Source organism: Caulobacter sp. GW821-FHT10F06 (assembly GCF_058809215.1).
In genome coordinates this window covers 170,287-193,936 of sequence record NZ_JBXASK010000002.1, presented here as the reverse complement: position 1 = coordinate 193,936, position 23,650 = coordinate 170,287, and the positions used below count along the sequence as shown (strand labels likewise).

General features: G+C 66.6%; 30 protein-coding genes. 5 read left to right on the top strand and 25 right to left on the bottom strand.

Going from position 1 to position 23,650, the window contains the following annotated elements; translation table 11 throughout:
• Positions 1 to 356 precede the first annotated feature (356 nt).
• The 3 genes from AC1RUS_RS04135 to AC1RUS_RS04125 are packed head-to-tail and all read right to left on the bottom strand — an operon-like array spanning position 357 to position 1,407.
• A complete protein-coding gene (locus AC1RUS_RS04135; protein WP_492913330.1) occupies positions 357 to 605 on the bottom strand; it encodes a hypothetical protein in 249 nt (82 codons plus the stop codon).
• A 53-nt stretch (positions 606 to 658) separates the two neighbouring features.
• Positions 659 to 922 (bottom strand): hypothetical protein, encoded by a 264-nt coding sequence (locus AC1RUS_RS04130; RefSeq protein WP_492913328.1) that lies wholly within the window; start codon positions 920 to 922, stop codon positions 659 to 661.
• A gap of 14 nt (positions 923 to 936) precedes the next feature.
• Positions 937 to 1,407 (bottom strand): Hsp20 family protein, encoded by a 471-nt coding sequence (locus AC1RUS_RS04125; RefSeq protein WP_492913326.1) that lies wholly within the window; start codon positions 1,405 to 1,407, stop codon positions 937 to 939.
• A gap of 392 nt (positions 1,408 to 1,799) precedes the next feature.
• Here AC1RUS_RS04125 and AC1RUS_RS04120 point away from each other — a divergent pair, with 392 nt between their 5' ends.
• Complete coding sequence (locus tag AC1RUS_RS04120) at positions 1,800 to 3,128, top strand: vWA domain-containing protein (protein WP_492913324.1); 1,329 nt, start codon at positions 1,800 to 1,802, stop codon at positions 3,126 to 3,128.
• A gap of 49 nt (positions 3,129 to 3,177) precedes the next feature.
• Here AC1RUS_RS04120 and AC1RUS_RS04115 read toward each other — a convergent pair whose 3' ends face one another.
• A complete protein-coding gene (locus AC1RUS_RS04115; protein WP_492913322.1) occupies positions 3,178 to 3,777 on the bottom strand; it encodes a hypothetical protein in 600 nt (199 codons plus the stop codon).
• A 402-nt stretch (positions 3,778 to 4,179) separates the two neighbouring features.
• On the opposite strand from AC1RUS_RS04115, the gene AC1RUS_RS04110 reads away from it, so the two are divergent.
• Positions 4,180 to 4,773: a hypothetical protein gene (locus AC1RUS_RS04110; RefSeq protein WP_492913320.1), complete on the top strand. Its 594-nt coding sequence runs from the start codon at positions 4,180 to 4,182 to the stop codon at positions 4,771 to 4,773.
• 332 nt (positions 4,774 to 5,105) lie between these two features.
• Here the strand turns inward: AC1RUS_RS04110 and AC1RUS_RS04105 are convergent, their stop codons facing one another.
• On the bottom strand, positions 5,106 to 5,618 hold the full coding sequence (locus tag AC1RUS_RS04105) for a TetR/AcrR family transcriptional regulator (protein ID WP_492913318.1): 513 nt from the start codon (positions 5,616 to 5,618) through the stop codon (positions 5,106 to 5,108).
• 181 nt (positions 5,619 to 5,799) lie between these two features.
• Here AC1RUS_RS04105 and AC1RUS_RS04100 point away from each other — a divergent pair, with 181 nt between their 5' ends.
• Together AC1RUS_RS04100 and AC1RUS_RS04095 are read left to right on the top strand one after the other, a co-directional pair.
• Positions 5,800 to 6,438 (top strand): hypothetical protein, encoded by a 639-nt coding sequence (locus AC1RUS_RS04100; RefSeq protein WP_492913316.1) that lies wholly within the window; start codon positions 5,800 to 5,802, stop codon positions 6,436 to 6,438.
• Positions 6,439 to 6,558: 120 nt separating this feature from the next.
• Positions 6,559 to 6,924, top strand: coding sequence for a bleomycin resistance protein (locus AC1RUS_RS04095; protein WP_492913314.1), 366 nt, complete (start codon positions 6,559 to 6,561; stop codon positions 6,922 to 6,924).
• A gap of 154 nt (positions 6,925 to 7,078) precedes the next feature.
• Here AC1RUS_RS04095 and AC1RUS_RS04090 read toward each other — a convergent pair whose 3' ends face one another.
• Complete coding sequence (locus tag AC1RUS_RS04090) at positions 7,079 to 7,531, bottom strand: nuclear transport factor 2 family protein (protein ID WP_492913312.1); 453 nt, start codon at positions 7,529 to 7,531, stop codon at positions 7,079 to 7,081.
• Positions 7,532 to 8,221: 690 nt separating this feature from the next.
• Here AC1RUS_RS04090 and AC1RUS_RS04085 point away from each other — a divergent pair.
• Positions 8,222 to 8,668: a YybH family protein gene (locus tag AC1RUS_RS04085; protein WP_492913310.1), complete on the top strand. Its 447-nt coding sequence runs from the start codon at positions 8,222 to 8,224 to the stop codon at positions 8,666 to 8,668.
• A gap of 686 nt (positions 8,669 to 9,354) precedes the next feature.
• Here the strand turns inward: AC1RUS_RS04085 and AC1RUS_RS04080 are convergent.
• The 19 genes from AC1RUS_RS04080 to AC1RUS_RS03990 form a co-directional block, all read right to left on the bottom strand.
• Entirely contained in the window at positions 9,355 to 10,434 is a 1,080-nt protein-coding gene (locus AC1RUS_RS04080; protein ID WP_492913308.1) for a hypothetical protein, read from the bottom strand.
• 41 nt (positions 10,435 to 10,475) lie between these two features.
• Positions 10,476 to 11,468 carry a hypothetical protein gene (locus AC1RUS_RS04075; protein WP_492913306.1) on the bottom strand — a complete coding sequence of 331 codons (993 nt, stop codon included), beginning with the start codon at positions 11,466 to 11,468 and terminating at the stop codon, positions 10,476 to 10,478.
• Positions 11,469 to 12,107: 639 nt separating this feature from the next.
• Positions 12,108 to 12,662 carry a hypothetical protein gene (locus tag AC1RUS_RS04070; protein ID WP_492913304.1) on the bottom strand — a complete coding sequence of 185 codons (555 nt, stop codon included), beginning with the start codon at positions 12,660 to 12,662 and terminating at the stop codon, positions 12,108 to 12,110.
• Positions 12,663 to 12,670: 8 nt separating this feature from the next.
• Positions 12,671 to 13,423 (bottom strand): sigma-70 family RNA polymerase sigma factor, encoded by a 753-nt coding sequence (locus AC1RUS_RS04065; RefSeq protein ID WP_492913302.1) that lies wholly within the window; start codon positions 13,421 to 13,423, stop codon positions 12,671 to 12,673.
• Positions 13,420 to 14,379: a flagellar type III secretion system pore protein FliP gene (gene fliP / locus AC1RUS_RS04060; protein ID WP_492913300.1), complete on the bottom strand. Its 960-nt coding sequence runs from the start codon at positions 14,377 to 14,379 to the stop codon at positions 13,420 to 13,422. The genes AC1RUS_RS04065 and fliP overlap by 4 nt, the downstream gene beginning before the upstream one ends.
• A complete protein-coding gene (locus AC1RUS_RS04055) occupies positions 14,376 to 14,786 on the bottom strand; it encodes a flagellar biosynthetic protein FliO (protein ID WP_492913298.1) in 411 nt (136 codons plus the stop codon). The genes fliP and AC1RUS_RS04055 overlap by 4 nt, the downstream gene beginning before the upstream one ends.
• Before the next feature lie 47 nt (positions 14,787 to 14,833).
• Positions 14,834 to 15,139 (bottom strand): FliM/FliN family flagellar motor switch protein, encoded by a 306-nt coding sequence (locus AC1RUS_RS04050; RefSeq protein ID WP_492913296.1) that lies wholly within the window; start codon positions 15,137 to 15,139, stop codon positions 14,834 to 14,836.
• 10 nt (positions 15,140 to 15,149) lie between these two features.
• On the bottom strand, positions 15,150 to 15,929 hold the full coding sequence (locus AC1RUS_RS04045; RefSeq protein WP_492913294.1) for a FliM/FliN family flagellar motor switch protein: 780 nt from the start codon (positions 15,927 to 15,929) through the stop codon (positions 15,150 to 15,152).
• Positions 15,926 to 17,107 carry a flagellar hook protein FlgE gene (locus tag AC1RUS_RS04040; protein WP_492913292.1) on the bottom strand — a complete coding sequence of 394 codons (1,182 nt, stop codon included), beginning with the start codon at positions 17,105 to 17,107 and terminating at the stop codon, positions 15,926 to 15,928. Before AC1RUS_RS04040 ends, AC1RUS_RS04045 begins: the two co-directional genes overlap by 4 nt.
• Positions 17,108 to 17,117: 10 nt before the next feature.
• Positions 17,118 to 17,513, bottom strand: a complete 396-nt coding sequence (locus AC1RUS_RS04035; protein WP_492913290.1) for a flagellar hook assembly protein FlgD — start codon at positions 17,511 to 17,513, stop codon at positions 17,118 to 17,120.
• Positions 17,494 to 18,387, bottom strand: a complete 894-nt coding sequence (locus AC1RUS_RS04030; protein WP_492913288.1) for a hypothetical protein — start codon at positions 18,385 to 18,387, stop codon at positions 17,494 to 17,496. The genes AC1RUS_RS04035 and AC1RUS_RS04030 overlap by 20 nt, the downstream gene beginning before the upstream one ends.
• Entirely contained in the window at positions 18,384 to 18,833 is a 450-nt protein-coding gene (locus AC1RUS_RS04025) for a hypothetical protein (RefSeq protein ID WP_492913286.1), read from the bottom strand. Before AC1RUS_RS04025 ends, AC1RUS_RS04030 begins: the two co-directional genes overlap by 4 nt.
• A complete protein-coding gene (locus AC1RUS_RS04020; protein ID WP_492913284.1) occupies positions 18,830 to 20,146 on the bottom strand; it encodes a FliI/YscN family ATPase in 1,317 nt (438 codons plus the stop codon). Before AC1RUS_RS04020 ends, AC1RUS_RS04025 begins: the two co-directional genes overlap by 4 nt.
• Complete coding sequence (locus AC1RUS_RS04015; RefSeq protein ID WP_492913282.1) at positions 20,143 to 20,820, bottom strand: FliH/SctL family protein; 678 nt, start codon at positions 20,818 to 20,820, stop codon at positions 20,143 to 20,145. The genes AC1RUS_RS04020 and AC1RUS_RS04015 overlap by 4 nt, the downstream gene beginning before the upstream one ends.
• Entirely contained in the window at positions 20,817 to 21,281 is a 465-nt protein-coding gene (locus AC1RUS_RS04010) for a hypothetical protein (RefSeq protein WP_492913280.1), read from the bottom strand. Before AC1RUS_RS04010 ends, AC1RUS_RS04015 begins: the two co-directional genes overlap by 4 nt.
• Positions 21,271 to 22,509 (bottom strand): flagellar basal-body MS-ring/collar protein FliF, encoded by a 1,239-nt coding sequence (gene fliF / locus AC1RUS_RS04005; RefSeq protein ID WP_492913278.1) that lies wholly within the window; start codon positions 22,507 to 22,509, stop codon positions 21,271 to 21,273. The genes AC1RUS_RS04010 and fliF overlap by 11 nt, the downstream gene beginning before the upstream one ends.
• Before the next feature lie 12 nt (positions 22,510 to 22,521).
• Positions 22,522 to 22,866 carry a flagellar hook-basal body complex protein FliE gene (gene fliE, locus AC1RUS_RS04000; RefSeq protein WP_492913276.1) on the bottom strand — a complete coding sequence of 115 codons (345 nt, stop codon included), beginning with the start codon at positions 22,864 to 22,866 and terminating at the stop codon, positions 22,522 to 22,524.
• On the bottom strand, positions 22,863 to 23,303 hold the full coding sequence (flgC, locus tag AC1RUS_RS03995; RefSeq protein ID WP_492913274.1) for a flagellar basal body rod protein FlgC: 441 nt from the start codon (positions 23,301 to 23,303) through the stop codon (positions 22,863 to 22,865). Before flgC ends, fliE begins: the two co-directional genes overlap by 4 nt.
• A gap of 1 nt (position 23,304) precedes the next feature.
• Positions 23,305 to 23,649 carry a flagellar basal body rod protein FlgB gene (locus tag AC1RUS_RS03990; RefSeq protein WP_492913272.1) on the bottom strand — a complete coding sequence of 115 codons (345 nt, stop codon included), beginning with the start codon at positions 23,647 to 23,649 and terminating at the stop codon, positions 23,305 to 23,307.
• Position 23,650 lies beyond the last annotated feature (1 nt).

Here is a 23,650-nt window from a genome sequence, read left to right as displayed (position 1 = left end):
CCCCCTGACGAGGACGATCGCCTCCAAGCGCGCCAGCGCGTTCTGTCCGAGGTCCAACTCGGGGCGACGCCCAGGCTTGCCTCCCCCGGAGAGAGGGCGGCGCCTCGATCGCCACGGCGGATTGATCCAGAGCTGCCCGCCCACCGAGGCTCGGGACGCAAGCGATCTGAACAGGCTGCGGTGTTCACGCCGCCGTTGAGGCTGAGGCAAGCCACCACCGGCTTGACGACCTGGAGGCCAGCTTTCCCCGGGCGGGGTCGCGCCAGACGCTGACATCGGTGTCGCGCCCGAGAAGACATTGGCGTCGGCGCGCGTGTCGACGGTCCTCGCCCCAAGGCCTGCAGCGGCTCACCCGCCTAAGCTGCTAGATGCAAGCGCTTGGGCTGGCCGGCGGCCGGGCAGACAAGACGTCCAGCAAGGCCACCATCCCGAAGGCGGATCTCGAGCAGGCAGTCCTGACCCGCTTGGCTCAATTTCTCGGCCAGGGCTCGCGCGACGGCTTCCGCGCGTGCGCCGCTTTTGAAGATCTTGACGTTCTCAAACAGCGCTGGGCATCGCACCGCCCAGGCCGGACCCTCCGGGGCGACCGAGATCACCGTCGGCATTTTTGACTCCAATGGATAGATGGGCGACCGGAACCGGCCAGCCGCCCTTGAATTTATGAGTGGCTCAAGGCGTCCAGACGGCGCAGCGCAGCCAGCACCTCGCTCACCGGAACCGGCGCGTGGGTCCCAAGCAGCCACCGCTGGGTCGGTCGATCCTCCACCGCACTGGCGTCCGAAGCCCAGGCCGCAAGAATCTCGCGCTTGGATGCAGTATCCAGATCCGCGTCCTTGACGACCTCCAGCGGATGAAGGAATCCCACGGCGGGCCGGCACCGCCACGGGCCAGACGGTTTGGGCGCCGCGACTTCGGTGATCATCACAGTCCTCCGACCTACGCCGCCCTACGCGCCTGTTCGGGCCCCGCCAACTGCTGCGGCGCCACTTGGCCGATCTCGATGCGGCGAGGCTTGAGGGCCTCCGGAATTTGGCGCTCGAGTTCAACCGTAAGCAGGCCGTCGGCATGGCTGGCGGACCGAACCACCACGTGATCGGCCAGTTCGAACCGCCGCTCGAATCCGCGCATGGCCACGCCGCGATGCAGGAAATTGCGCGCGACCTCGTCGGACTTGGCCTTCTTGCCGGATACAACCAGCAGATTGGGCTGTGCCGTCACCTCCAGCTCGGTCGGCGAAAAGCCAGCTGCGGCAAGCGTGACGCGATAGCTGTCGTGGCCGGTCTTCTCGATATCGAACGGCGGATCGCTGGCGTCGGCGTTGCTGCTCAAGGCGGCCTCGAAGAGGTCCGCAACGCCGATCATCGATCGATAAAGGGGGGAAAGGTCAAACGCAGTGCTCATTTCCATCTCCTCGCAAGCAAGTTGGACATGAGGGGCGCCCGAAGCGTCCGGCGCCCCAGAGCCGGACCCCGTAGGCGTTCGGCTTTGCCAAATTTAATCCACGCCAAGACACCGTCAAGCACCGTCAATCGGATTTTTCGCCGTTGCTTGGGCTGACCCTTACTGCTGCATCGCGCCCCGATTAGAACTCTAAGGATGTGCTCCGTCGTTCTATGGCACCGGTTTCGGCTTCGAGGTCACATCTTGGATTGACGTCAGAAGATCTGAAGCGCGCAAGGCTTGGGCAAGACAGAAACGTTGGCCGGCGGGTCCTCTGGCGCCACCGCCGAGGCGCCGGTGCTCACGATAATCGGCAATTGCGGAAATCGAGCGCCGCATAGCGGGCCACGCCAGGACCATTGATCTCGCCGGGAATCGACATCGACGAACATCACCGGAACTCCGACGCTGCGCCATTGCGGCTCGGGCTCGGCGCCAGGCGCTCGAAATTCAGCATCGATGTCGAGGACCGGCGTCGCCCACCGAGCGTTGTAGCGTTGGCGGTTCATATTGAACCGGTCTGTTCGATGGGAGGCGTCGCGGGAATGAGAGCTGTTGCAGTTCATAATCTCGTGGCCTGTACGTTTGTCCTCGCGTTGATCGGCTGCGAAGGCCGCTCCGGCGCTCGGGACGCGGCGGCCGAGCACGAGGTGAAGACCCACGGCGCTTCGGCGCAGGCTAAGGCCTATGTCGCCCAATTCACCAAGAAGGATCCCCAAGGGTGCTTCAGCAAGGACGTGGCGCTCAAGCAGCCCGAACTGAAAGGGCCGTCACGCGACATTGGCCCACGGGCTGCGCCAACGCGCGTGATCGTGATGATCGATGGGTCCGGTTCGATGGCCGGGCGGATGGGCGGTCGGACAAAACTGGATCTGGCGCGGGAAGCGGCGCACGGCTTCGTCGACGGTTTGCCCCCGTCCGTACAGACGTCCCTGCTGGTCTTCGGCCAACAGGGCGACAACAGCCAGGCCGGTAAGGCGAGATCCTGTTCCGCCGTCGACGTGCTCGCGCCGATGGCGGCGGACCGCAGGCCGCTACACATGGCGCTGGGACAGGTCCGCGCCGTCGGCTGGACGCCACTCGCCGCCGGGCTCGATCGCGCCGAGACCCTGCTGACCGCCTCCGGCACGCCCGGGGGGCAGGTCATCTATGTCGTGTCGGATGGCGAAGAGACCTGCAACGGCGATCCCGTGGCTGTCGCACGCCGGATCAACAGCGGCCGCACCCGGGCGATCGTCAACGTCATCGGCTTCAACCTGCCATCGGGTGAGGCAGCAAAACTGACGGCGGTTGCGCGGGCGGGCGGTGGCGAGTTCGTCAATCTGTCGAACGCAGCAGAGCTGGCCCAGTTTACGGCGCAGGTGCGAGACTCGATCCGGCGGACGGACAACAGTGTCGCCAGCAGCATCGCCAGGACCGACAACGCGGTGGCGACGAGCATCGCCGTCACCGACGCCGAGACCTGCGTCTCAATTCTCGCCACCGACGAGTCCGTGGCCATGTCCAACGACCTCACAGATCGCGACGTCGCTGGCCGACCGGCGCCCTTCCGAGAGGAGGCCAAAGCCTTGTTGAAGGCGCGCCACGATGCGATGCGGGCGACGCTTCAGGCCTATCGCGCCAAGCTTACCGGCGCGGAGGTCGATGCAAGGCGGAGCCTCGATTCAGCGGAAAGCGCGGCCCGCTGAGCATTCGTCATCGCTGGAGCTCGCGGTGGCGCAGTGAGTGTCCGACTCCTCACCTTTTCTTCAGTTCGGCTTCGGGGGCCAGGGTGTGGATCACCTTTCCTTCGGCGTCGAGAAACTCGATGGCGCCATAGCCTTCCGGCGTCACGGTCATGCGCACGCGCGCGCGGTCGGCCGCGTCGGCCAGCGCCACCGATGGCGTGCCGTCGCTGGCCACGTTCAGCCGGATGCGCGTCGACGTCTGCACGCCGGGCACCAGCCGGTCGCCCAGGGCGGCCTCCCGCAGCAGCGGCGGCGCCTGATTGATCGAGAAACTGACTGCACCGTCCGGCGCCACTCGCCATCCGATGGCGTCCATGGCCGGATGGTCCAAGGCCAACACGGCCATGGACCCGTCCTTGACATCGGCAACGCCAAAGCCGCCGCGCTCGCTGCCCTTGGCGTCGTAAAGGATCAAACCCGAAACGTTAAAGGCGCGCTTGTATTGCAGCCCGTCGATAATCGGCGCCGGCGTCTCGCCCGCCAGGGTCATGCGTATTGTGCCGTCCGCGCCGACGATATCGATGCGTTTAGCTGTGATGCGCTCGTGATCGACCGTCTTGACCTGGGTCTGCGGGGTTTTGCTGACGATGACACTTTCCAGGGCCGTCAAAGACGGACGGGTCGGCGAGGACGGTCCGGCCGGCGGCGAGACCTGAGCCGAGGCCGGCGCGGCGCTCAGGACGGCGGCCAGGGCGCCAGCGCAGACAGCGGAACGAAGCATGGACATGGGACCTCCGGGACTCGGTAGCGCCGCGCATCCCATATCTCCGGTATCCCAGCAAGACCGTCTGTACTTATGCACTGGCAGCGTTTCCCCGCTCAACGCACGTCCGCGATCGGTGAGCTTACCGGTCGAACGCATCCTGCCCGATACGCTGCGCTCGCACTTTGCGCAAAAGGCGCGCAGGTCGCCCAAATATCAACGCCTTGCGGATCTGCGTTATCAATGTGAGCCCCGTATTGTCATGCTCTGCCATAGCCAACGCCTCTGGCGGCAAGACTAGGACGCGGTATGCCTCTTATCCTTCCCGACACGGCGGTTGGTGTGGTAGTCGCGGCGCTCGTCGGCGCCATCGTGTCGCTCGCAGGCTTGATCATTGCCAAGGAGCAGAAACTCTCTGATCTGAGGCTAGCCTGGATCGATGCGCTTCGCGAAGACTGCGCCGTTATTGTTGCGCAATACATCGCCCATGCTGGCCAACGCTTGCCTGAGCCGGAAGATCAGCCCCCTAGCGTGAAAGCGGGCGAGTTGGCGCTGGCTTACCGGATTTCCTCAGCCAAGCTCCGCTTGCGCCTTGATCCGTCCGAGAAGGTTTCAGCTGAAGCGCTCAATTGCTTGAAAGCCATGGATGACCTCATGAACAACGCCGTGTTCCAGATCATTCCATGCACGGATGCGACTGAAAATTTCGCGGCGGCGGTGCGGCCGGTAATTGCGGCCGAATGGTCGAAGGCCAAGGCGGGAGATGTGTCGTTTCGCCGTGCAAAATACGGCCTGTTCGTGATCATAATTTTCATCACAGCGCTGGTGTTCGCCAACTCTGTGCTGAAGGCGTCCTTAAGAAAGCCCCAGAACGAGGGCATAACGATTTCAGTAGAGCTTTAGGTCGCAACTCCGCCAATGTTTTTTAGCGCGCACGGGCCCAGCGCGCCATAACCGGACTTTGGTATCGCTCCAGTAACACGACCTTGAGATCGGCCTGCGGCGTTGACGCTTTTCCGCAATCGGCAGGCAGCCGTTTGCTCCAAGAGAACAGGTCGAGTGGCCGCTGGCCTTGCCTTAAGTCTGACCTGAGCCGGCGTCGACCCCACACACCCACCGGTCGTCACACCGTCTCGCGGGAGATCATGACCGAGGGTCACGAGATGCCCGGCCGTTACCGGTTCGAGGTGACGCGCTAGCCCGAACCTTCCGCCGCGGCGTGGCGGGCGATCCGTTCAGGCTAACGGGTTGCTCCCAAACATCGAAAGCATCGCGGCCGCCAGCGTCCGATGGCTATCGATCAGCGTCTCAGGTGAGCCGGTGAGACCCGTGTCGAGCCAGACACGGATCTGCCCCATCAGGCCGCCCGCCAGGAACGCCGCCGCCTGTCGACGAACCTCCGGCCGGACTTGCGGATAGGTGGCCGTCAGATTGGTGTTGGCGATGATGCGAAGGCGCTCCTCGCCGGCCGCCAGCATGGGTGCGAGTGTCCTGGATCGCGCGATCGCCAGGGCGAACTCGCGCTGCCCCGCGACGTGAAGGACAAGAGGCTCGACCGGAAGACAATCGTTTCGCCCACCTTCGCGATTGCGCCGCTCGCACAGCGAGATCATGTCGCTGAAGGCCCGGCAGACCAGGTCGTCCTTGTTCTGGAAGTGCGCATAGAAGGTCGAGCGACCGATGCGCGCCGTGCGAATGAGATCGCCAAGTCGGATGCGGTCGAAGTTCTCCACGGCGCCCAGCGTCATCAAGGCGTGCGACAGGCGCCCCCTCGTCCGCGCTGCGCGATGATCGATCGGTTTCAGCTCGACCCTATTTCCGGACATTCCGGCTCCATTGTCCCGATCCCGGCAGCACGCGGCGGGCCCCCGATGGTTTTCCGTGCGATCCGTGCCAACGACAAGCCTTCAGCCGAACCTGGAGCGCGAGATGTCGAACACCACCAAAGCCGGAGCCATGGCCCTGATCATAGGCTGGCTGGCCTATATCGGCCTGATGGCGGTTCATCCGTCTCATACGGGCGGCCCCAGCATGGGCCATATCGACCTCAACGACGCCGTGCACTGGACCGGCCTAATCATCGCGCCCTTCCTCGCCTACGGCTATTTCGAGATGTCGCGCCATCTTGGTCTCTCGCGTCCTCTGTCGGTGCTGGCGCTTTGCGTCATGACGTTCAGCCTGTTAGCCGGCATGGGCGCTGGGGTCATGAGCGGCCTGGTTCAACCGCAGATCTCGCAGGCTGCCAGCGATGGCGAGATGTCGCCCGACCTTCTCCGGGCGCTGCGCCACCAGACCTACTGGATCAATCAAGGCTTCGCCTCCATCCACTATGCGCTGGGCGCGATCGGCATCGGGATCTACGGCCTGGCTTGGAGGGGACGGTCCGGTGGGCGCCGCATTGGCATTGGCGGCTTGGCCGTATCGGGACTGTTTCTCGCCTGGCTGGCCACGGGGACGTGGCGACCAGACTTGCACGGGGCGTTGTTTGCGACGCTCGCGATCGGGGCCTGGTCGATCGCCTCGGCGCTCGCTATGCGCCGAGAGGTCAACGATATAGATCCGGCCTGAGATCGCGCGGGCGCCGCGTCAGCGCCCTCTTCCGCGCTCGATCCGTTTCAGACACTCGTGGCGCCCCATGGACGCCGATCGCCAATAGCCAAAGCCACTCGTACTCGTGGAGCCTCACCCATGCCCGACACCGCAACCCCAAACCTGCCGTCGCGCAACTTCGATGTAACCTCACGGTTTTATGGCGGGTTTGGCTTTATCGAGACTTGGCGCGACGCAGGATGGATGATCCTCAAGCGAGGCGATTTGATCCTAGAGTTCTTCCTCTTTCCAGACTTCGATCCTGCAGGCAGCGCCTTCGGATCTTGCCTCCGGATGCAAGACATAGCCCCGCTTTTCGAGGCCATTCTCGCCGCGGGTGTACCCGAGAGGGCCGAGGGCCGGCCATCTGCTCATCGCCCTAAATTGGAGAGTTGGGGCGGGCTTGTTGGTGCGATGGTGGATCCGGACGGCAGCCTGATCAGGCTTGTTCAAGCGCCCAACTGAGCCTCGACTTTCCCCCTGCCCTGTCGGTCCAAAAGTCCGGAGGAGCGCCTCGGTCGCGCCATGAGCTGCCGTTGACCTACTTCCAGAAACTGGACCTTCAGCGCGCTATGTGATGGGCGATCGCCCCCAAGCCGACGCTGACGTTGACCTTGTTCTAGTTCGCGGCGGCAATCGTGGCCTGTCTAGCCACAAGCATCCAAGCCTCGCCACGCTTCATCCACACGTCGGTGAAGGGGCGCGTCACCTGTTTGCCTGCGCCCGGTCCCTTGAGAGGAACCATTGTGTCGTAGCCCATGACGACGACGGCGCCCGGCTTCTGATCGACGACCGTGATGTTCTTTCGAAAATCTTTGTAGTCGAGCAGGTCCTCGTTCATCGCGGCGATCACCTCATCGCGGTGCAGAACCGTATTGTTGGGCGCGTTGACGATGAAGTCCTCCGCCCACACGGACTTCACGCCTTCAGCGTCGTGACTTACGATGGCCTTTCCTAGGCGACCATAAGCAGCACCTATTTCTGGCGGCATGCGGACTGGCGGCGCAGCTTGAGCCGTGGCGCTCTGGGTGACGAGGCAGGTTAGCGCAAAGGCTACCAGTGGACTGCGCATACGCTGCTCCTTGTTCGACCGGGAGGATGGCATGGAAGACGTAAGCTTCCCACCCTCCCCGGGCGATCCGAAGTTTTGTGCCGCTGGCCGGGCAGCGCCAGGAGCCGACCTTGACACATCCCCAGGGACCAGACCTTCCACAGTTCGGACGGATGGCGGCGGTGCCCGCTTGCGCGCCGACCGGCCTAGAGAGCATGCTCTGCTCTGGCGCGCCGTAGCACTCTGATCAATGCCAGCAGCAACCTTACGGCGCCAACCACCAACAATGCTCCGCCTAGAAATCGCAGAGGAGACCCTAGCGTTCGCGTTTCCAAGCCGGGAAACCATCCGCGCATTAGAGCGTAGCCCACGACCATCCAGGCGATGACGAACACCAGATCCGTCACCTTGTCGACCAGCGCGACTACACGCGCTCCATCCCAGCGCATTTTCCAGCCTTTCGCAGTATCAATCTGGAGTTATGTCAGAAGGAGCATATGTCGCCTGCGAAGACTAGCCACCAAGCCAGTCCGCACCTAGGCGCGTTGCCTTGAGACGGCTCGGGCGAGTAACCACGGCGCGCCATAAGCTGACGCTGCGGCGTCTCCAGAAACTGGACGTTCCGCGCCGGCTCGAAAAGGTCGTTAAAGTACCGGTGTGCGGTGTCACAGAACTGCGGTTCTATGCACTAAAATTCTAAGGAGCCCCGCCATGCGCTGCACCGCCGCACTGACCACCGCCCTGCTGTTCGTCCCTGCCCTGGCGCACGCCGCTGGGCCCGAAACCCTGGCTGACAAGTTTGTAGCAGCCTGGAATGCGCACGATCCCAAGGCCTTTGAGGCGCTCTACACGCCGGACGCCGTCTGGGTGCCAGTCGCTGAAGAACGCACCGAGGGCCGCGCGGCGATTGTCTCCGAATTCGCCAAGGTCCACGTCGGCGGCTGGGCAGCCAAGACGACGATCGTCCTGAAGGACAAGCCCAAGGCCCATTTAGTGCGTCCAGACGTGGCGACCATCTTCTTTCACATGGACTTCCTGATGAATGGCCAGCCGGTTCCCGGCTTGCAACGAGCGCTGATCCTGGTGGCCTCGGCCGACAAGTCTGGCGACTGGAAGATTGCTGCCGGCCAACTGACCAAGGAGTCACCAGCGAAGTAGCCCCCCGTGCTACCTACGTCCTCTTCCCGATCTCCGGAAATGATGCGCCATAACCGGAACTTGGTGCGGCTCCAGAAACCTGACGTTGACCGGCGGGAGTAAAAGGGTGGCGTCTGTCCCTCAGGACCTCACGATGACAGCGGCGATGGCGATGATCGCGAGCGCAGCAGCACCCAAGAGTAGCAAGATCAGACGACTCCGGCGCCAGTCTGTCATCCCTTGATATGCGTCTTCGTCAAGCCAGTAGCGTCCGTCTTGGACTTCGGTGACTGCGCCGTGGCGGATGAGGCGGCGAAGCGCTCCGCGTTGGATGAGCCGACCATGTTGAAGGCTGATCGCGGTTTCGGGAGAGAAGGCGTCGGCCTCCCGTAGCGCCGCCGCCACACGTTTCTCGGCCCGCAGGGACGCTGCCGCAACCGCTCCGATATAACTCACAGCCTGCCCCCCCGATTTCGCATTAGACGAGACTATGCCAGTCGTCGCGTCAATATAGACGAGCCGGTTCCGTCCTATTCTGATTAGCTGAAGGCCAAAGCGGGCATTGCCAGCGAGGCTCTAAGGTCTGGTAGTTTTGCGGGCTCTACGCCCTGCCCTGCCGCTCTGCAGGTCTACTCAGCCGGCTCAGTTGCGCCACAAACGGACGTTGGCGTTCGGACGACAATCGGACGTTCAGCCGGTGTCTCGATCTAGGTTTGAAAAAAGTAGCCGTACACCGTCCAGCCCAGCGCAAAGAGCGCGGCGAGCTCTACCACTGCCAATGCTGCGATCAGTGCAATAAGGAGCACTCTCACCAGCAGCCGAAAGACCGAGGGCCACGCCCGCCATCGCGTGGCGGCGGGCGCCGCCATGCGTTCGGCGCTAAAAGTAGAGAGCGGAAGCCGGAAGAAGCGGTCCCACAGGCCGCCCGGCGCCAGGTTTTCGTCGAGGCCGTTCTTCTCGAAGAATGTCCCGTGCTTGTAGCCCGGCGCGGCAAAGTTCAGGACGGTGACATCCTGTAGCCCAATCCGGCCCGACGGCCCCGTATCCGGAATTGTTGGTTCGGCCAAGCAGACCACCCAGTCCTTGTCGCCGCAGTGATTAAGGACGGCCTGAACACGGCCGGCCGCGATCTGTGCGCCCCAGTCGTAGTCCGGCCTCACGATGCTCCCGGCCACTACGACACGGCCGAAGCGGAGATCCGCGAACCGCGGATCCTTCAGCAGCTTCGCAAACAGCAGAGTGCCGAAGCTGTGCAAGATAACATCTGGGGCGCGGGCGCGACCCGCGGCTGCGGCGAAGTCGACCGCACGCCTCAGTTTCTTCCCCAACGCCTCCACCAGCTGCCGATGGCGGAAGCGGAACAGCACACCAACACGAACGATGCCGTATTTGTAGATGAGCACCGGCGCGCTGTAGCGGAACGTGTTCCCGAGCCGCCAGCTCAGGTCCTCCTGCCATGGGCCGATGGTGTTCATCCCGTGGACCACCACCACCCAAGCGATGTCACGACTTAGCTCGCCTTCGACACGGTAGACCGTATGCGAGGCCGGTTCGTTTCCGGTCTCACGGTAATCTGCGTGGCAATGCGGACACCGGCGCGCCTCAACATCGTCTTCGCTTAGGGGCAGGCCGCAGCCGACCTCCGGGCAGGTCCACTTCGTGACGGCCGTCACGCCGCCCTCACTTGCGAGGGACTCCAGCGCCGCCGTCAGCACATCCAGCTGATCAGACCTGCCCGCGGCAAGCTCGCGCGGATCAATCTCCCGCGTGGTGCAGGAGGCGATCAAGGCCCGAAGCCTCTCAGTCACCTCGTGCGCCGAGCCCGGGCCTAGGCGTTCTTCTGCCATATGAGATCCGCTACGGTGTAGATGTCGTCGCGCTTGCACTGCACCCAGATTCGGAAACGACCCTCGCTGCCGTAGACTGTCGCTTTGATGTCTCTGGTGAGCGTCTTATACGTCTGGAGCGGGAAGCTGAGCATTCCATCGGCGGAGCGGAAGTCCGCGTCCTCGACGCCCTGACGGGCCCGGCGGATCGGCTCAACATCCCCGATGCCTCCATCAGTCAGCGTCGACACCATCTCGATGTAACCGCCGTCCGCCATCATCTTCGTGGAAAGGGCGATGATCTCCTCATCCTGCGTCGCCACCTTGACGGCTTGGCTGAGGCTTATCCTGCCGAGCGGCGCGGCGGCAACGCCGAGGGTGCGGAGATCTGTGAACACCTTCCGCATCGTGTCGGCGTGGATCTCGCCATCGTTCGGCAGCTGGGTGAAGAGACTGCTGTACGGTGTACCGAAGCGCCATTCGAACCGCACCACCGTACGGTCAGAGCGGTCCCGAAAAGCTCGGAATTCGTAGAGGTCGCCATCGATCTCTTGGCGGTAGTCTTTGAGCTTGTCGCGCTCCCACCCGCTCGAGCCGATGTGCCAGTCGATGGCTAGGTAGTCGGCCTCAAGGCGCACGGCTGTCATCGAAAGCGTTTCGGGAAAGTCGTAGCTGACATAGGTGCCCAGCCGGTCGGCATGGTCCGAGGCCTTGATCGCGGCCTCAAGGCCTCTCCGGTCGAGTTCGGGCGGCGCCAGCAGATAGACGTGCTGGTTCCCCCACCCTTCGACCTCTAGCAGCCACGCCTCAACCATCTCGCGGGTGAGGGTACCTTTGTCGATGGCGTCGTAGATGTTGCGTTCGAAGTCGACTTTGGTCAGGCCGATCCGGATCTTGTGCTTCCGCAGCAACTCTTTGATGTACTTGTTGCCCTGCGCCAGGATGATTGGTCGCACGACCCGCTTGAGATCAAAGTCGTCGCCGGCGTCAGGCATTTTGCACGCCGCGCGCCACCTTTCCGGCTGATGTCCTCTGCATCGTCCTGATCTCCTGCGCGGGCGGGGCGCGCCGACGAAGGGTTCATCGAAACCAATGCACACACGCGTCCCGAGCGCGCGGCGAACCCTACTACACGTACTGGCTGCGTCAATTGCACAGCTTAAGCGGCGAGTTGAGCAGCTGTTCGCCGGCACTGGCCAGGCTCCGGATCACGGTTGTTCCCCTGCGAGCCGACTGACCTTGGGACGTGGTGCGGGTGGGTGGGCTCGGGACCCGCGCCCTATTCTCGCTAGGCTGGAAGCCTAGCATCAAGGAAGCGCCAGAAGCGGACTCCAGGCCCTGGCCGGGAACACGACCTTCAGATCAATTCTTATAGTCGGCGCCCCGCCCGCTCCAGCCACGAGGGGTGCGAAGCGTGGTGGAACCGAGCGTGTCGTCCCGTCGCCAACTTCAAGATGGCGGGTCGACGAAACAGTCGATGGGGAAGTATGATCGCGTCAGTCTAGAATTGCTCGGCCCGAGTGCACTTGGCCGATCAAGCACGGCGACGGCAGTTCGTAGAAGAAATGGTGATCGGCCGTCTGGCATCGACCTTTCGCCACCGCGGTGACGACGTTGCGAAACAGGACGCCGCGCTAATGCTTGGTGGATCGGCCCAACCCCTGCCAGAGAAGCAGATGGGTTGAGGAGGTCGCTTCTTCGGGTTGATCGCCGTTCGAGACGATCTGCTCGGCGACCAGACGCATATTGGCGTCCACGGCGGGGTTGCCACTGCCCTGAGCGAGCCCCTCAGCCAGAAAGGCCCGAGCGCTCTGGAAATCATCCTGTCCAAGCGCCTGCAGACCCGCCGCGAAAGCGCGAAGCGCATGACCCGCTGGAAGATCAGCCAAGGGCGCGAAAATCTCTGCGGCCACGGCCATCTCGCCGCTGGTCCAGTGCAGGCACCCCCATTGGAACCGGGCGATCACATGATCGGGCGCCAAGCGCAACGTCTGAGCCAAAGCCGCCTTGGCCTCTTCATAGCGCTGAGCGCCGGCCAACAGAGAGCCGTACAAAAAGCGTAAGGTCGCGTCCTGAGGATATTGTTCCACCAGCATGCTGATCCGCGCCAGGGCCGCCGCATCGTCGTGCTGCGAAAGCTCTATTGCCTGGGCCAGGACCGACTCGGGACAAGACAAGGCTTGGGACATCGTACTTCCTATCGCTCGACAACAAAGGCTTGGGGTTTGGCAAGGCAGGTTTGCAGCTTGGCGATCGCGCTCTTATGCATCTGCGAGATCCGCCCCTTGCTCACGCCCAGGAGAGCGCCCAGCCGCTCAAAATCCAGCCCCTCGAAATAGTGGCCGCGAACGATCGTCTGCTCGCGTTCGGGCAGACTGTCGAGACTGGCCACAACCCGCCGGAGGGCGTCGCGCCAGGCGGCGCTGTCATAGGCGCTGGGTCCTGGATCGGTCTCGCCGGCCACCAAACCCGAACCATCGAGCATGAAGCCGAGCGCCAGACCTACGGCCATGTCCGCCAGGGCCCTCATCGCCTCGGCGGCGCCGGCGTCCTCTATCCCCGCCTCACCGAGGGAGCGCAGGCGATCGGCGCGGACACGATTGCGAAAGGCGATCTGTTGGCGAAGTTCGCTTGCCTTGGCAAGACCATTGAGGATGCTGCCGGTGATGCGCCGGGCGGCGAAGCCACGGAAGGACGCGCTGCGATCGGGCTCGAACCGATCGATGGCCTCCAGCAGGCCGGCATAGGCCAACTGTCGCAAGTCCTGCAATTCGATATCCGGCGCCCGTCCGCGCCGAAACCGCCGCGCCGCCATCGCGCGCGCAAAGTCGACGTGGCGATGAAAAAGGTCTTCCCGGGCGCGCGCCGAACCGGCCGCCTTAGCGCGCCAGAGATCGGCCTCGGTCTTCGAGGGTTCCAACAGATCGCGCGCGGCGGCCGGCGACGTCACCGGAAACTGCCGACGACGCCTTCGAGCACCAGGGTCCAACCGTCGATCAAGACGAACATCAAGATCTTGATCGGCAGCGACAGGGTCGAGGGCGGCACCATCATCATCCCCAGCGACAACAAGACACCGGAGACCACCAGGTCGATCAGCAGGAACGGCAGCAGGATGACAAAACCAATCTTGAAGGACACCCGTAGCTCGTTGAGCATGAAAGCCGAGGTCAGCTCCATCAGCCCGACGCCCTCGACGCTGGCGGGCGGTTCGCGCTTGGCCATGGCGTAGACCGCGCCCAGATCCTGATCGCGAACCTGACGCAGCATGAAGGCCCGCATGGGTCCGCTGCCGCGGTCGAACGCCTCCTCGACCGACTGGCGTCCTTCCAGGAAGGGCCGCACCGCCGACTGGTTCACCTGCGAGAGGGTGGGCATCATCGTAAAGGCGGTGAGGAAGAGCGCCAGCGCCACCAGCACTTGGCTGGGCGGGGTCTCAGGCATGCCGAAGGCGTGGCGGATCATCGACAGCACCACGACGATCCGTACGAACGGGGTCATGCACAGGGCGATCAGCGGAATCATGCCCGCCAGGGTGAGCGCCAGGGTGAGCCGGACGACCTCGGCGGTCTTGGCCTGGGGCTGTATGGCCGCCGTCGCCAGCGCTGGTGTCGCCCGTGTCCGGATCGCTGCGGCGCGCGTTTCGCGTGCTGGACCGGCTACGGGGCCGTCTTCGGCTTTTGACGCCGGAGTCGCCTGGGGGGCTGGCGAGGTGCTGGCGTCAGCCGCGGGCGAGACCGCGGGACGCGCGACGTCTGAGCCTGCGACCGGGACGCCGGGGCCTGGCGTGGCCACGGACAAAGCTGCGGGCTCCGCCTGGGCCGCCATCGCGCTGGCAGGTGCGACCAGCAGCACGGCCAGCAGCAGGCCGGCAGCAATCCTGCGGAAGGCGGTGAACGGCGTCATGCGCCCGTCCCCTCGGCCGGAGAGGCGGTCGGACTCGCTATCGCAGGCGTCGGCGTCAGCAGCAAGGCCCCCTGGGGGGTCGCCGCCACCACCAGGCGTGCGCCGTCCACCTGAAGAAGACAGACGTCGATGTTATGGCTGAGCCGCACGGTCTCGATGACACTCAGACGCCGAGCGTCGACGGCCGGCGACGGGCTCGTCAGCAGCCTGTTGAGCAAGGTCTTAGGATCGAGCGGCGCGACCGCGCCGCCCATGCGCGCCCGCAACGCCAGGCCGCCGATCACCGCCAGGGCCAGGCAGAGAGTCAACGCCGCGACTAGCCGCCACCACGGAACCCCCGGATCGGCCAGCACAGGCGCGTGGACGCGGGCGACCTGGGCGGCCAGGCCTGGGACGGCCCAGGCCATGACCAGCAAGCCGGTCAAAGCCGCCTGGCCGCTTCCTCGTCTTGCGATCATGACGCGGCGGCGACCTCAAGCAGGCGCACGCCGTAGTGATCTTCAACCGCGACGATCTCACCACGCGCCACGATCGTTTCGTCCAGATAGAGGTCTACCGGCTCGCTGAGCAGCCGGTCCAGGGCGACGACCTCCCCGGCCTTCAAATTCAAGAGCTCGCCCATGGACAGGTCGAGCTCGCCCAGCCGCGCGCGCAACTGCACGCGCACGGCTTTGAACATTGCCGTGTCGAGACTCATCAGCGGCGCCCCGTTGGCGATGGCCGCTGCGCCGGCGCTTGGAATTTTGGATTGCAGGCTCATCGGGATCTCATCAGGTGTTGTTCACGAGGGTCAGGGCGCGGTGTCCGCCGGCTTGACCTAGCCGACCGGCCAAACCGCCGCCGGACGCGCCGGACACGATCAGGTCGACGCAAGCATCCAGGCGCTGATCGAGGACCAGGACATCGCCTACGGCGAGGCCTTGTAACTCGGCAAGGGTGAGCTCGGCTGAACCCAGATCGGCCCTCAACCTCACAGGACGGCGGTCGAGCGCCGCCTTGAGCGACGCCAGGCGTGGCCGCGGTCGCGGCGACGGCAAGGACGCCTCGCAGACCGGCAACAGGCTGCTCCGCGGCAGGAGGAGCCACAGCAGGATGTCGCCGCCCGCGTCAGCCAGACCGGCCTTGACGCCGTCGCCCGCCAAGCCCGGGCCGGCGGCTGCGGTCGCTGAACAAGCCCCAAGCGCTGCGACGGTCCGCCGACCCAGATCTTGCAGCGCGCTGGTCAGCAGGGCCTCGGTCAAACGACGATCCTGCGGATTGAGGGGCTGGTCGGCCAAATCGATGTCGCAAAGCCGCTCAATAAGCCGGCGCTGGGCGCGATCGCCGCAGGCCAGGCCGATCGCGCCGTCCCACAGGCGCTGGCCGGGCTCGAGGCTGTCGGTCAGGGGCCCGCCGACCATCTCCCAGCGCTCGATCTTCAGGACCAGACGCGAGAACCAGCTGTGCGACCAGTCCCCAACCGCTTGGGCGATCGGCGCGCGGGCGGCCGGACGCGCCATCAAGTTCGGCGGCCGCCATGGCGTGGCCCGTTCGCCCGTGCAGACCATCATCCTTGGCCTCGAATGCCAAAGAGCTGCTGGATCATGTCATTGGCGACGCTGACCACCTGAGATGAGGCCTGGAAGCCGCGCTGGACCAAGATCAGTTCGCCGAAGGCTTCGGAGAGGTTGACGTTGGAGGCTTCCAACTGCTGGGAGACCAGCTTGCCCACGCCGTCCTGGCCGCTGGCCAAGAGGCGCGCCTGGCCCTGGCCCTTAAGCTCATAAAGCCCCCCGCCAACCGGCGTCAGTCGGCTGACGTCTCGAAAATCGGCCAAGGCCACCGCCCCCAGCACTTCGGTCTTGGCGTTCGAATAGGTCAGCTTTACGTGCCCGTCCTCGTCGATGGTGACGCTGGAGAGGTTGCTGACCGCGCTGCCATCGACCGAGGACGCCCGCAGGCTGGAGGTCGTACCCGACGAATAGGAGGTCACGCCGCTGGCGAAATCAAAGCTCACTGTGAATGGGTCGACGCCGCTGGGCGCGGCGCTGACGTTGAAGCTGGAGGTGGTCGGATCGATGACTCCAGAATTGAATTTCAGGGTCGAGGAGCCGATCGACACGCCCAGTTCGTCGGTGACCGTGGCCGTCCAGGCGCTGCCGCCCGCCGCCGTCAACTTGATCGACCACAGGTGCTTGCCGCCAGCGCCGTCATAGACCGCGATGTTGGACACCGTGTGTTCGGTTCCGGACGAAGACAGGTTGTCGGCGAAGACCACCTTAGTGGTCGCCACAGGCTTGCCGATGCGCTTGGCGTCGATATTCAGCGCCGAGGCCTGGCCGTTGGCGTCCAGGACCATAAGCCGTTGGGTTCCGCCGCTCAGAGCGATGTAGCCGTCCTCGCCGACCGCGAACTGGCCGGTACGCGCATAGACGGTCTTGTCGCCCTGCTGCAGGACCAGGAAGCCGCCGCCCTGGATAGCCAGATCCAGATCGCCGCCGGTCTGCCGCAGATCGCCTTGCGCGAAATTGACCGTCGGATTGGCGACGCTCACCCCGCCGCCGCTCTTGGCGCCGTCCGAGGTCGCGTAGCTAAGGCCCTGACCGCCAGCGCTGAACACGTCGGTGAACCGTACGGTCGAGGCCTTGAAGCCGACGGTGTTGAGGTTGGAGACGTTGTTGCTGATCGTCTGAAGCCCCTTGGTGTAGGCGTTCAGTCCGCTCAAGCCGACGAAAATGGATCCGAGCACAGGGGCCTCCTCAACGAACCTGGGTGACGTCGCCAAGCGACAGATTGGCGAGCAGATCGCCCGCCGTGGTCTTGATGGTCAGCTGGGGGCCGCCGCTGGCGAACGACACCGACTGCACCACGCCGCTGACCGCGCCGGTGTCCTGGGTGACGTCGACCGTGCGGCCCAGGAGACTGGTGGCCTGGTTGGACGATTGGGCGGTCAGCAGGCTGGACACCTGCTCGTTGAGCGACTGGCTCTGTTGCAGCTGGGAGAACTGGGCCAGCTGCGAGACGAACTGGAAGTTGTCCATCGGCTTGAGCGGGTCCTGATAGGTCAGCTGCGTCAGGATGATCTTCAGCAGGGACTGGAAATCCAGCCCATAGGCGGCCGAGGACGCGTCCGTACTAACCGCTGATACGGCCATGGGAACCTCCAGTGTTGGGCGCGCGAGCGAGGATCGCGCGACCGTTGAGCGACAGGGAGCCCAGGCTCAGGCCAAGGCTGGAGAGCATTTCATCGACGCTGGCTTGCAGCCGGGCGGCGTCGGTCTTGGACAGGCCCGGAACGAAAAGCGCGATGCGCGCTTGGCCGTCGACCAACGCGACGGCGAGCCTGACGGCGGCCGTCCCGGTCCCGGCGAAGGGCGCCGCCATCTCCCGCAAGACCGCCTCGAGCGTATGCTCGAGCTGTGTGGGTTCGCAGGACGGCGTCTCGATCGACGCCGCGCCCAAATCTTGGCCTTGGCTGACAGCCTCCTGGCCGCCCGCCGATTCCAACTCCAGGCCGTGTCCTAACCTCTCCCCGTCAAGGGGCGGCGGCTCCGGCGCGGCGCCGGCGGTCGGGCTGACGACAGCAGGGACGGACAGGCGGATCAGGTCAGCCCCGGGCGCCGCGCCCGACCCGATCGTCGCGGGCGTGGCGGGCGCCGCCCCCACGCCAGTCGGGATGGACGAGGTCGTCGACGGTCCAGCCTGGGCGCGGCCATCGCCAAACAGCCCCAGGGCGGAAAATCCGACGGCGCGCCAATCCAGCGCCGCCAGGTCCGCCGATCCGTCGACGGCCGCAGAGGGACTTGCGGCCGGCTCGATCGGCAGGCCGACCGCCGCCTGCCCCCGCGCCTGGGCCTCATCGACGCGGGGCGAGAGCGCCGGCGCCGCCTTGGCCGGGGGCTCGCGCCCCTGCACGCTCGAGCGCGCGCCGGGTGCGAAGTGAGCGTCGAAGGCCGCCCGTCGACCGGACGCCTTGGGCGGCTCTGCGCCGCGCCGCGGTTGGGTCAGGGTGTCGGAAACGATCTTCATGGCCGCCGCCAGGACTGGGCGATGCGATCGCTGGCTTCGGCCAGCCGCGCCTCGTCCTCGACGCGCGCCAAGACTCGCGCGGCGCGCCCGTGCAGAGCCTTGGCCGCCGCTTCTCCGGCGGCCGCGATCCGGCGTTGATCGAGCGCATGGCCAAGATGAGTCTCGGCGGCCTCCAGCGCCCGCCGCTCATCGGCCAACCGCGTGATGTCCTCGGCGACGGCCTGAGACCAGGCCAATGACAGTTCGAGCGGCAGGCTCGGCGCGCCCAGGCCGCGAGACCAGGCCGCCTGGCTCTGATCCAGGGCCTGCGCGGCCGCGGCGACGCGCGCCTCCTGAGCGGCGGCGGCCCGCCGCGCCCCGCCAAGCCTTGCCTCCGCCGCGCAGCAGCCGACCGAACGCGCCTCGACCACGGCGGCCAGCGCCTTGAGATTTTGGCGGGCGCTCATACGACCCCCGGCGGGTCGAGCGCGGCGGCCAGGGCCGCGAAGGTCGAGTCCGGCGGACAATGGGCGTCGCTGGCCTGGCGCAAGAACGCCATCAAGGTCGGACGGGCGGCGATGGCCGCGTCGATCTGGGCGTCGCCGCCCCGCGCATAGACCCCGGTCTCTATCAGGGTTCGGGCCTGCTCGTAGCCGCTCAGCAGCGCCAAGGCGCGGGCGACATCGGCGCGGCGGTCGGGGGCGACCAGGTCGCGGGCCAGGCGGCTAAGACTGCGGGGTGCGTCGATGGCCGGGAAATGCCCCTGCTCGGCCAGCTTGCGCGACAGCAGGATATGACCGTCGAGCAGCGACTTCATCATCTCGGCGATCGGATCGTCATTCTCGTCGGTCTCGCTCAGCACGGTCATCACCGCCGTGATCGCGCCGCCCGAGGCCAGCGCCCCGCAACGCTCGACCAAGCGCGGGATGGCGGCGAACACGCCCGGCGTATAGGCGCGGATGGTCGGCGGCTCGCCCGCCGCCAGGCCGGTTTCGCGCAAGGCCATGGCCAGGCGGGTGACCGAGTCGAGCAGGAAGAGGACGTGCCGGCCCTGCCGGCGCCAATGATCGGCCAAACTGAGCGCGTAGTCGGCGGCCCGCACCCGCATCGCCGCCGATTGATCGGAGGTCGCGGCCACCAGCACCGTGCGATCGCGCACGCTCTTCGGCAGACCTTGCGACCACAGCGCCTCGACCTCCCGGCCGCGCTCGCCGACCAGGCAGACCACGCAGCGGTCGGCGACGACCTGCCGGGCCAGTTGGGTCATCAGGCTGGTCTTGCCCACGCCGGCCGCAGCGAACACGCCCACTCTCTGACCCTGACCCAGGGTCAGCAGCCCGTCGATGGCGCGCACGCCGGTCTCCAGCGCCGCGCGCGCGGCGGTGCGCTCCAGGGGGGCGCTGGCCTCACCGCCCAAGGGCCCGCGCGCCTGGGCGGCGATCGGACCGCCGCGATCCAACGGCCGCCCGAACGCATCGACCACCCGCCCCAGAAATGCGTCGCCCACCGGCACCGCGTCGCTTTCAGCGCAGACCTCGACACGCGCTCCAGGATAGGTCGCCGCACCGTCCTCGAACGGGGCCAGGATCACCGAGCCGGCATTGACGCCCACCACCTGCGCCAGAACCGGCGCGCTGCGGGTCTGGATGCGGCAGAGCGCGCCGCGGGAGGCCGAGGGGCCGTCAGCCTCGACATAGGTCGGCAGGATCCGCGTCACCCGGCCGGTGCGGCCGATCAGGTCGCTGGCGGCGATCCGGCTCTTGAGCTGCTCCAGGGTCATCGCGGCGCCTGCGCGTCGAGCCAGCCGTCGATCAGATCGCGCAGCGCGTTGAGCTGTCGCGGCGCGCCGACCTCCAGCTCGCCCAGCCGCTGGACGATCCGGCAGGCGCCGACCGTCAGATGCGGCAGGGCGAGGAGTTCGATATCGCCGGGTGCGGCGCGGGCCTTCAACACCGCCAAGGCCTCTGCGGTCGGGAAGTCGGCCGGCGAGACCTCGATACGCAAAACCGCCTCGCCGGCCAGCCGTCGCAGCTGCTCGGCAATGATCATCGACACCAAGGCTTGCTGGGGCGCGCTGGGACCCAGCACCCTCTCCAGCGCCACGCGAGCCAGACCGGCGGCCAACGCCTCCAGTTGGCTCCAGCCCTCCGCTTGGAGGTCGAGCGCCTTGGCCAGGCTCGCCTCGAGAGTCGCCAGCGCCTGCTCGTGTTTGGCTTCGACCGCGTTCTGGCCCTCGCGGCGCCCCGCTTCGCGCGCGGCCTCAACGGCGAGCGCCTGAACCCTCGGATGCTCGGCGATCACCAGACGGGCCTGAACCAGCTCGGCCTGAAGAGCCGCGATGCGGGCCTCCTGCGCGGCGCGTTCGAGGTCAGCGGGATCGGGCGCGGCGGCGCCGGCGGCCAAGGCGCGCACCCGGGTCAAGGCCAAGGCGCTGGATTTGATCACGCCGCTCATGCTCGCACTCCGCCCGCGCGCGGCGGCCGCCGCTGGGCGCGGAGCTTGGTAAGGCGCGCCCAGAAGGGTCGCGCAGGCGTTGTGGATGGCGGCGGCGTGAGCCTTGGCAGCATGTCCTCGGCCGCAGTGCGCAAAGCCGCCAAGCCCTGGGGGGTCATCGACTCCAGACCTGACGCGCCGCCCCCCGGCGAAGTCCGCACCCGCGCCGCCAGCCAGGGCGAGAGCCCGACCAGGTCGAGCGGCGCGGGCTCCAACGCAGCCTGCGCCCGCGCGGCCGGCGACGCGGCCGGCTCGGCCACGGTCTTGGCCAGGCTCAGTCCGGCGTGCTCAGCCAGCAGCGCCTGGACGCGGGCTCGGCCCGGCGCCGACAACGCCGCCAGGATCGCCGCGCGATCCTCGGGCGCCAGGCTCGACAGCCGTGTCACCAGACGCCGCAGGGCGCGCTCGCTGCTAACCGGCATGGGCGAGATCCTCATCCAGCGCCGCGCGCAGGTCCTCGATCAGCCGATCGCGCTGGGCCGGGCTCAAGCGCGACGGCGCCGTGGCGCGACGCGCCAGCCGGTAGGCGAGGAACAAGAGCGGCGCCAGGAGCAGCCAGGCGGCCCAACGCGGCGGCCAGGCCGGCGCCGCAACGGCCGGCGCGGCGGGCGCAGCCGCGCTCGGTGCGACGGCGGCGGAGGGCTCGCCGCCCGCTCGATTTCGGGAGAGGTCGACCAAAGACACACTGTCGCCCAGGGTGGGATCCAAGCTCAGGGCCGCGATGACCACGGCCTGAACCCGCGCGCGCAGGGCCGCGTCGACCGGGGCGTCGATCAGCACCTTGACGGCGAGACTGTAGTCACGAGGTCGCGCGGTCAGGGCGTCGGACGGGCCAACGCGGTCGCCGCTCCAAGCGGCGTCCTCGGTCAGGCCCGCGCCGGCGGCGGGCGCACTGACGACGACCTCGGCCGGTACGTTGGGCAGAGCGCGCGACAGCGCCGCCTGGGCCAGCCGGGCCGCGGCGGCTTCGGCGCCGGCGGGGTCGGCGGCTCGAGCCGGTGGGCTGCCGAATTCCGGACTACTGATCACCTGGGCCCGTTCGTCGAGCACCACCACATCGGCCACCGACAGGTTCTCGACGGCGGCCGCCACCAGGCTCTGGACGCCGCGCACGCTTTGGCGCGACAGGGCTCGGCCGGGGCGGCTGACGACCGTCACCGAAGCCTTGGCCGGCCGCCGATCCTGGGCGAACAACGAGGTCTGGGCCAGGGACAGGTGCACCCGCGCGGTCTCGACGCCATCAATGGCCATGATCGTACGCGCCAGCTCACCCTGGAGGGCGCGGCGATAATTGATCTGCTGAGCGAACTCGGTCAGGCCCATGTCGGACTTGTTGAACAGTTCGAACCCCACCGTGCCCTTGAGCGGCAGGTCCTGGCCGGCGATGTCCAGGCGGGCGGCGTCGACCAGGTTCTCGGGCGCCAGGATGGTGCGGCCGCCGTCCTCGAGGCGATAGGGCGTCTTCTTCTTGTCGAGCTCCGCGACGATCGTCGCTGCGTCAGCCGCGCGCAGGTCGGCGAACAGCACCCGATAGGGCGTGCGCAGCCAAAGCAGATAGACGGCGGTCAACACCGCCGCCAGCACGACCAGGACGCCGCCCGCCAAGGCGAGCTGACGGCCGGGCGTGGCGTAGAGATCACGAAGCCGCATGGATCGCCGTCATCAGATTTGCATCCGCAGGAGCTCTTGATAGCCCTCGGTCAGGCGCGCGCGGACCTGGGTCATCAGCTCGACGGCCAGCCGCGCCTGCTCCAGGGCGAAGGTCACGTGGTGGACGGGGATGGAGTCGTCCAAGGCGAAGGCCTGGACGGCGGCCTGGGCGTCCAGCACCTTGGCGTTGACCTGGTCCAGGCCGCCCAGCAGCATCTGGCCAAACGAAGCGCCCGGCGAGACCGTGGAAGATGCCAAGACCGCGGGCGATGCGGGCGCCAGCGGCGCGCGCACCGCCGCCTCTAGGGCGCGGGCGTCGGCTAGGGACGCGACGGCGTCGATGGGCGTCAGGCTCATCCGCGTTTTCCAAGCTCGAGCGCTTTGGCGTAAATCTGCCGGCCGATGTTGAGGGCCACCAGATTGGCCTCGTAGACCCTGGCGGTCTTGACCATCAGGGTCATTTCGGCGGCGTGGTCCAGGGCCGGATAAAGCACGTCGCCCTGGGCGTCGGCGTCCGGGTGGCTGGGTTCATGCACCCGACGCGGCGCGCCGCCCTGCGGCTCCAGGCCCCAGACCGTCACCCCCGACAGATCCGCAGGGCCGGTCGACGCGGAGGCCCCGCCACTGACCAGAGCCTCAAACCGGGCGCGGGGGCCGCTGACCAAGCGCATGGGTTGGTAGGGACCGCCAGCGGCGGTGCGAGTGACCTGGGCGTTGGCTAGGTTCTGGGCGATGATCTCCAGGCGACGCCACTCGACGTCCAAGCCGCTGGCGCTGATCTCCATGGCTTTCATGCTAGCGACCGCCCGTCACGGCCAGGCTCTGCAACTGCAGCTGTCGGTTCAGGGCCTCGACCAGGGCGCCGTAGCGCAAGGCGCTGGCCGAGGCCGTGGCCAGTTCCAGGTCCAGACGCACGCCCTCCCCGCCGGCCGGATCGATCGGCGTGGCCAGGGTCGGCTGCAGCGCCTGGACCGCCGCCGGACCGCGCGCGGCGGCCTGGGCCAAAGCCGCCTCGAAGCTGACGCTCTGGGCTCGATAGCCGGGGGTCTGGGCGTTGGCGATATTGCGGGCCGAGACGGCCTCGCGCAGCGACAAGCCGTCCAGGGCCTTGAGCAGGGTGGCCGATTGCAGGGCGTCCAAT

What these genes read in the sequence shown, in the direction of transcription:
- AC1RUS_RS04135 (WP_492913330.1), bottom strand. Translation starts at nt 605, where the DNA reads ATGCCGACGGTGATCTCGGTCGCCCCGGAGGGTCCGGCCTGGGCGGTG.
- AC1RUS_RS04130 (WP_492913328.1), bottom strand. Translation starts at nt 922, where the DNA reads ATGATCACCGAAGTCGCGGCGCCCAAACCGTCTGGCCCGTGGCGGTGC.
- AC1RUS_RS04125 (WP_492913326.1), bottom strand. Translation starts at nt 1,407, where the DNA reads ATGGAAATGAGCACTGCGTTTGACCTTTCCCCCCTTTATCGATCGATG.
- AC1RUS_RS04110 (WP_492913320.1), top strand. Translation starts at nt 4,180, where the DNA reads ATGCCTCTTATCCTTCCCGACACGGCGGTTGGTGTGGTAGTCGCGGCG.
- AC1RUS_RS04105 (WP_492913318.1), bottom strand. Translation starts at nt 5,618, where the DNA reads ATGACGCTGGGCGCCGTGGAGAACTTCGACCGCATCCGACTTGGCGAT.
- AC1RUS_RS04100 (WP_492913316.1), top strand. Translation starts at nt 5,800, where the DNA reads ATGTCGAACACCACCAAAGCCGGAGCCATGGCCCTGATCATAGGCTGG.
- AC1RUS_RS04095 (WP_492913314.1), top strand. Translation starts at nt 6,559, where the DNA reads ATGCCCGACACCGCAACCCCAAACCTGCCGTCGCGCAACTTCGATGTA.
- AC1RUS_RS04090 (WP_492913312.1), bottom strand. Translation starts at nt 7,531, where the DNA reads ATGCGCAGTCCACTGGTAGCCTTTGCGCTAACCTGCCTCGTCACCCAG.
- AC1RUS_RS04085 (WP_492913310.1), top strand. Translation starts at nt 8,222, where the DNA reads ATGCGCTGCACCGCCGCACTGACCACCGCCCTGCTGTTCGTCCCTGCC.
- AC1RUS_RS04075 (WP_492913306.1), bottom strand. Translation starts at nt 11,468, where the DNA reads ATGCCTGACGCCGGCGACGACTTTGATCTCAAGCGGGTCGTGCGACCA.
- AC1RUS_RS04070 (WP_492913304.1), bottom strand. Translation starts at nt 12,662, where the DNA reads ATGTCCCAAGCCTTGTCTTGTCCCGAGTCGGTCCTGGCCCAGGCAATA.
- fliP (WP_492913300.1), bottom strand. Translation starts at nt 14,379, where the DNA reads ATGACGCCGTTCACCGCCTTCCGCAGGATTGCTGCCGGCCTGCTGCTG.
- AC1RUS_RS04055 (WP_492913298.1), bottom strand. Translation starts at nt 14,786, where the DNA reads ATGGCCTGGGCCGTCCCAGGCCTGGCCGCCCAGGTCGCCCGCGTCCAC.
- AC1RUS_RS04050 (WP_492913296.1), bottom strand. Translation starts at nt 15,139, where the DNA reads ATGAGCCTGCAATCCAAAATTCCAAGCGCCGGCGCAGCGGCCATCGCC.
- AC1RUS_RS04045 (WP_492913294.1), bottom strand. Translation starts at nt 15,929, where the DNA reads ATGATGGTCTGCACGGGCGAACGGGCCACGCCATGGCGGCCGCCGAAC.
- AC1RUS_RS04035 (WP_492913290.1), bottom strand. Translation starts at nt 17,513, where the DNA reads ATGGCCGTATCAGCGGTTAGTACGGACGCGTCCTCGGCCGCCTATGGG.
- AC1RUS_RS04030 (WP_492913288.1), bottom strand. Translation starts at nt 18,387, where the DNA reads ATGAAGATCGTTTCCGACACCCTGACCCAACCGCGGCGCGGCGCAGAG.
- AC1RUS_RS04025 (WP_492913286.1), bottom strand. Translation starts at nt 18,833, where the DNA reads ATGAGCGCCCGCCAAAATCTCAAGGCGCTGGCCGCCGTGGTCGAGGCG.
- AC1RUS_RS04020 (WP_492913284.1), bottom strand. Translation starts at nt 20,146, where the DNA reads ATGACCCTGGAGCAGCTCAAGAGCCGGATCGCCGCCAGCGACCTGATC.
- AC1RUS_RS04015 (WP_492913282.1), bottom strand. Translation starts at nt 20,820, where the DNA reads ATGAGCGGCGTGATCAAATCCAGCGCCTTGGCCTTGACCCGGGTGCGC.
- AC1RUS_RS04010 (WP_492913280.1), bottom strand. Translation starts at nt 21,281, where the DNA reads ATGCCGGTTAGCAGCGAGCGCGCCCTGCGGCGTCTGGTGACACGGCTG.
- fliF (WP_492913278.1), bottom strand. Translation starts at nt 22,509, where the DNA reads ATGCGGCTTCGTGATCTCTACGCCACGCCCGGCCGTCAGCTCGCCTTG.
- fliE (WP_492913276.1), bottom strand. Translation starts at nt 22,866, where the DNA reads ATGAGCCTGACGCCCATCGACGCCGTCGCGTCCCTAGCCGACGCCCGC.
- flgC (WP_492913274.1), bottom strand. Translation starts at nt 23,303, where the DNA reads ATGAAAGCCATGGAGATCAGCGCCAGCGGCTTGGACGTCGAGTGGCGT.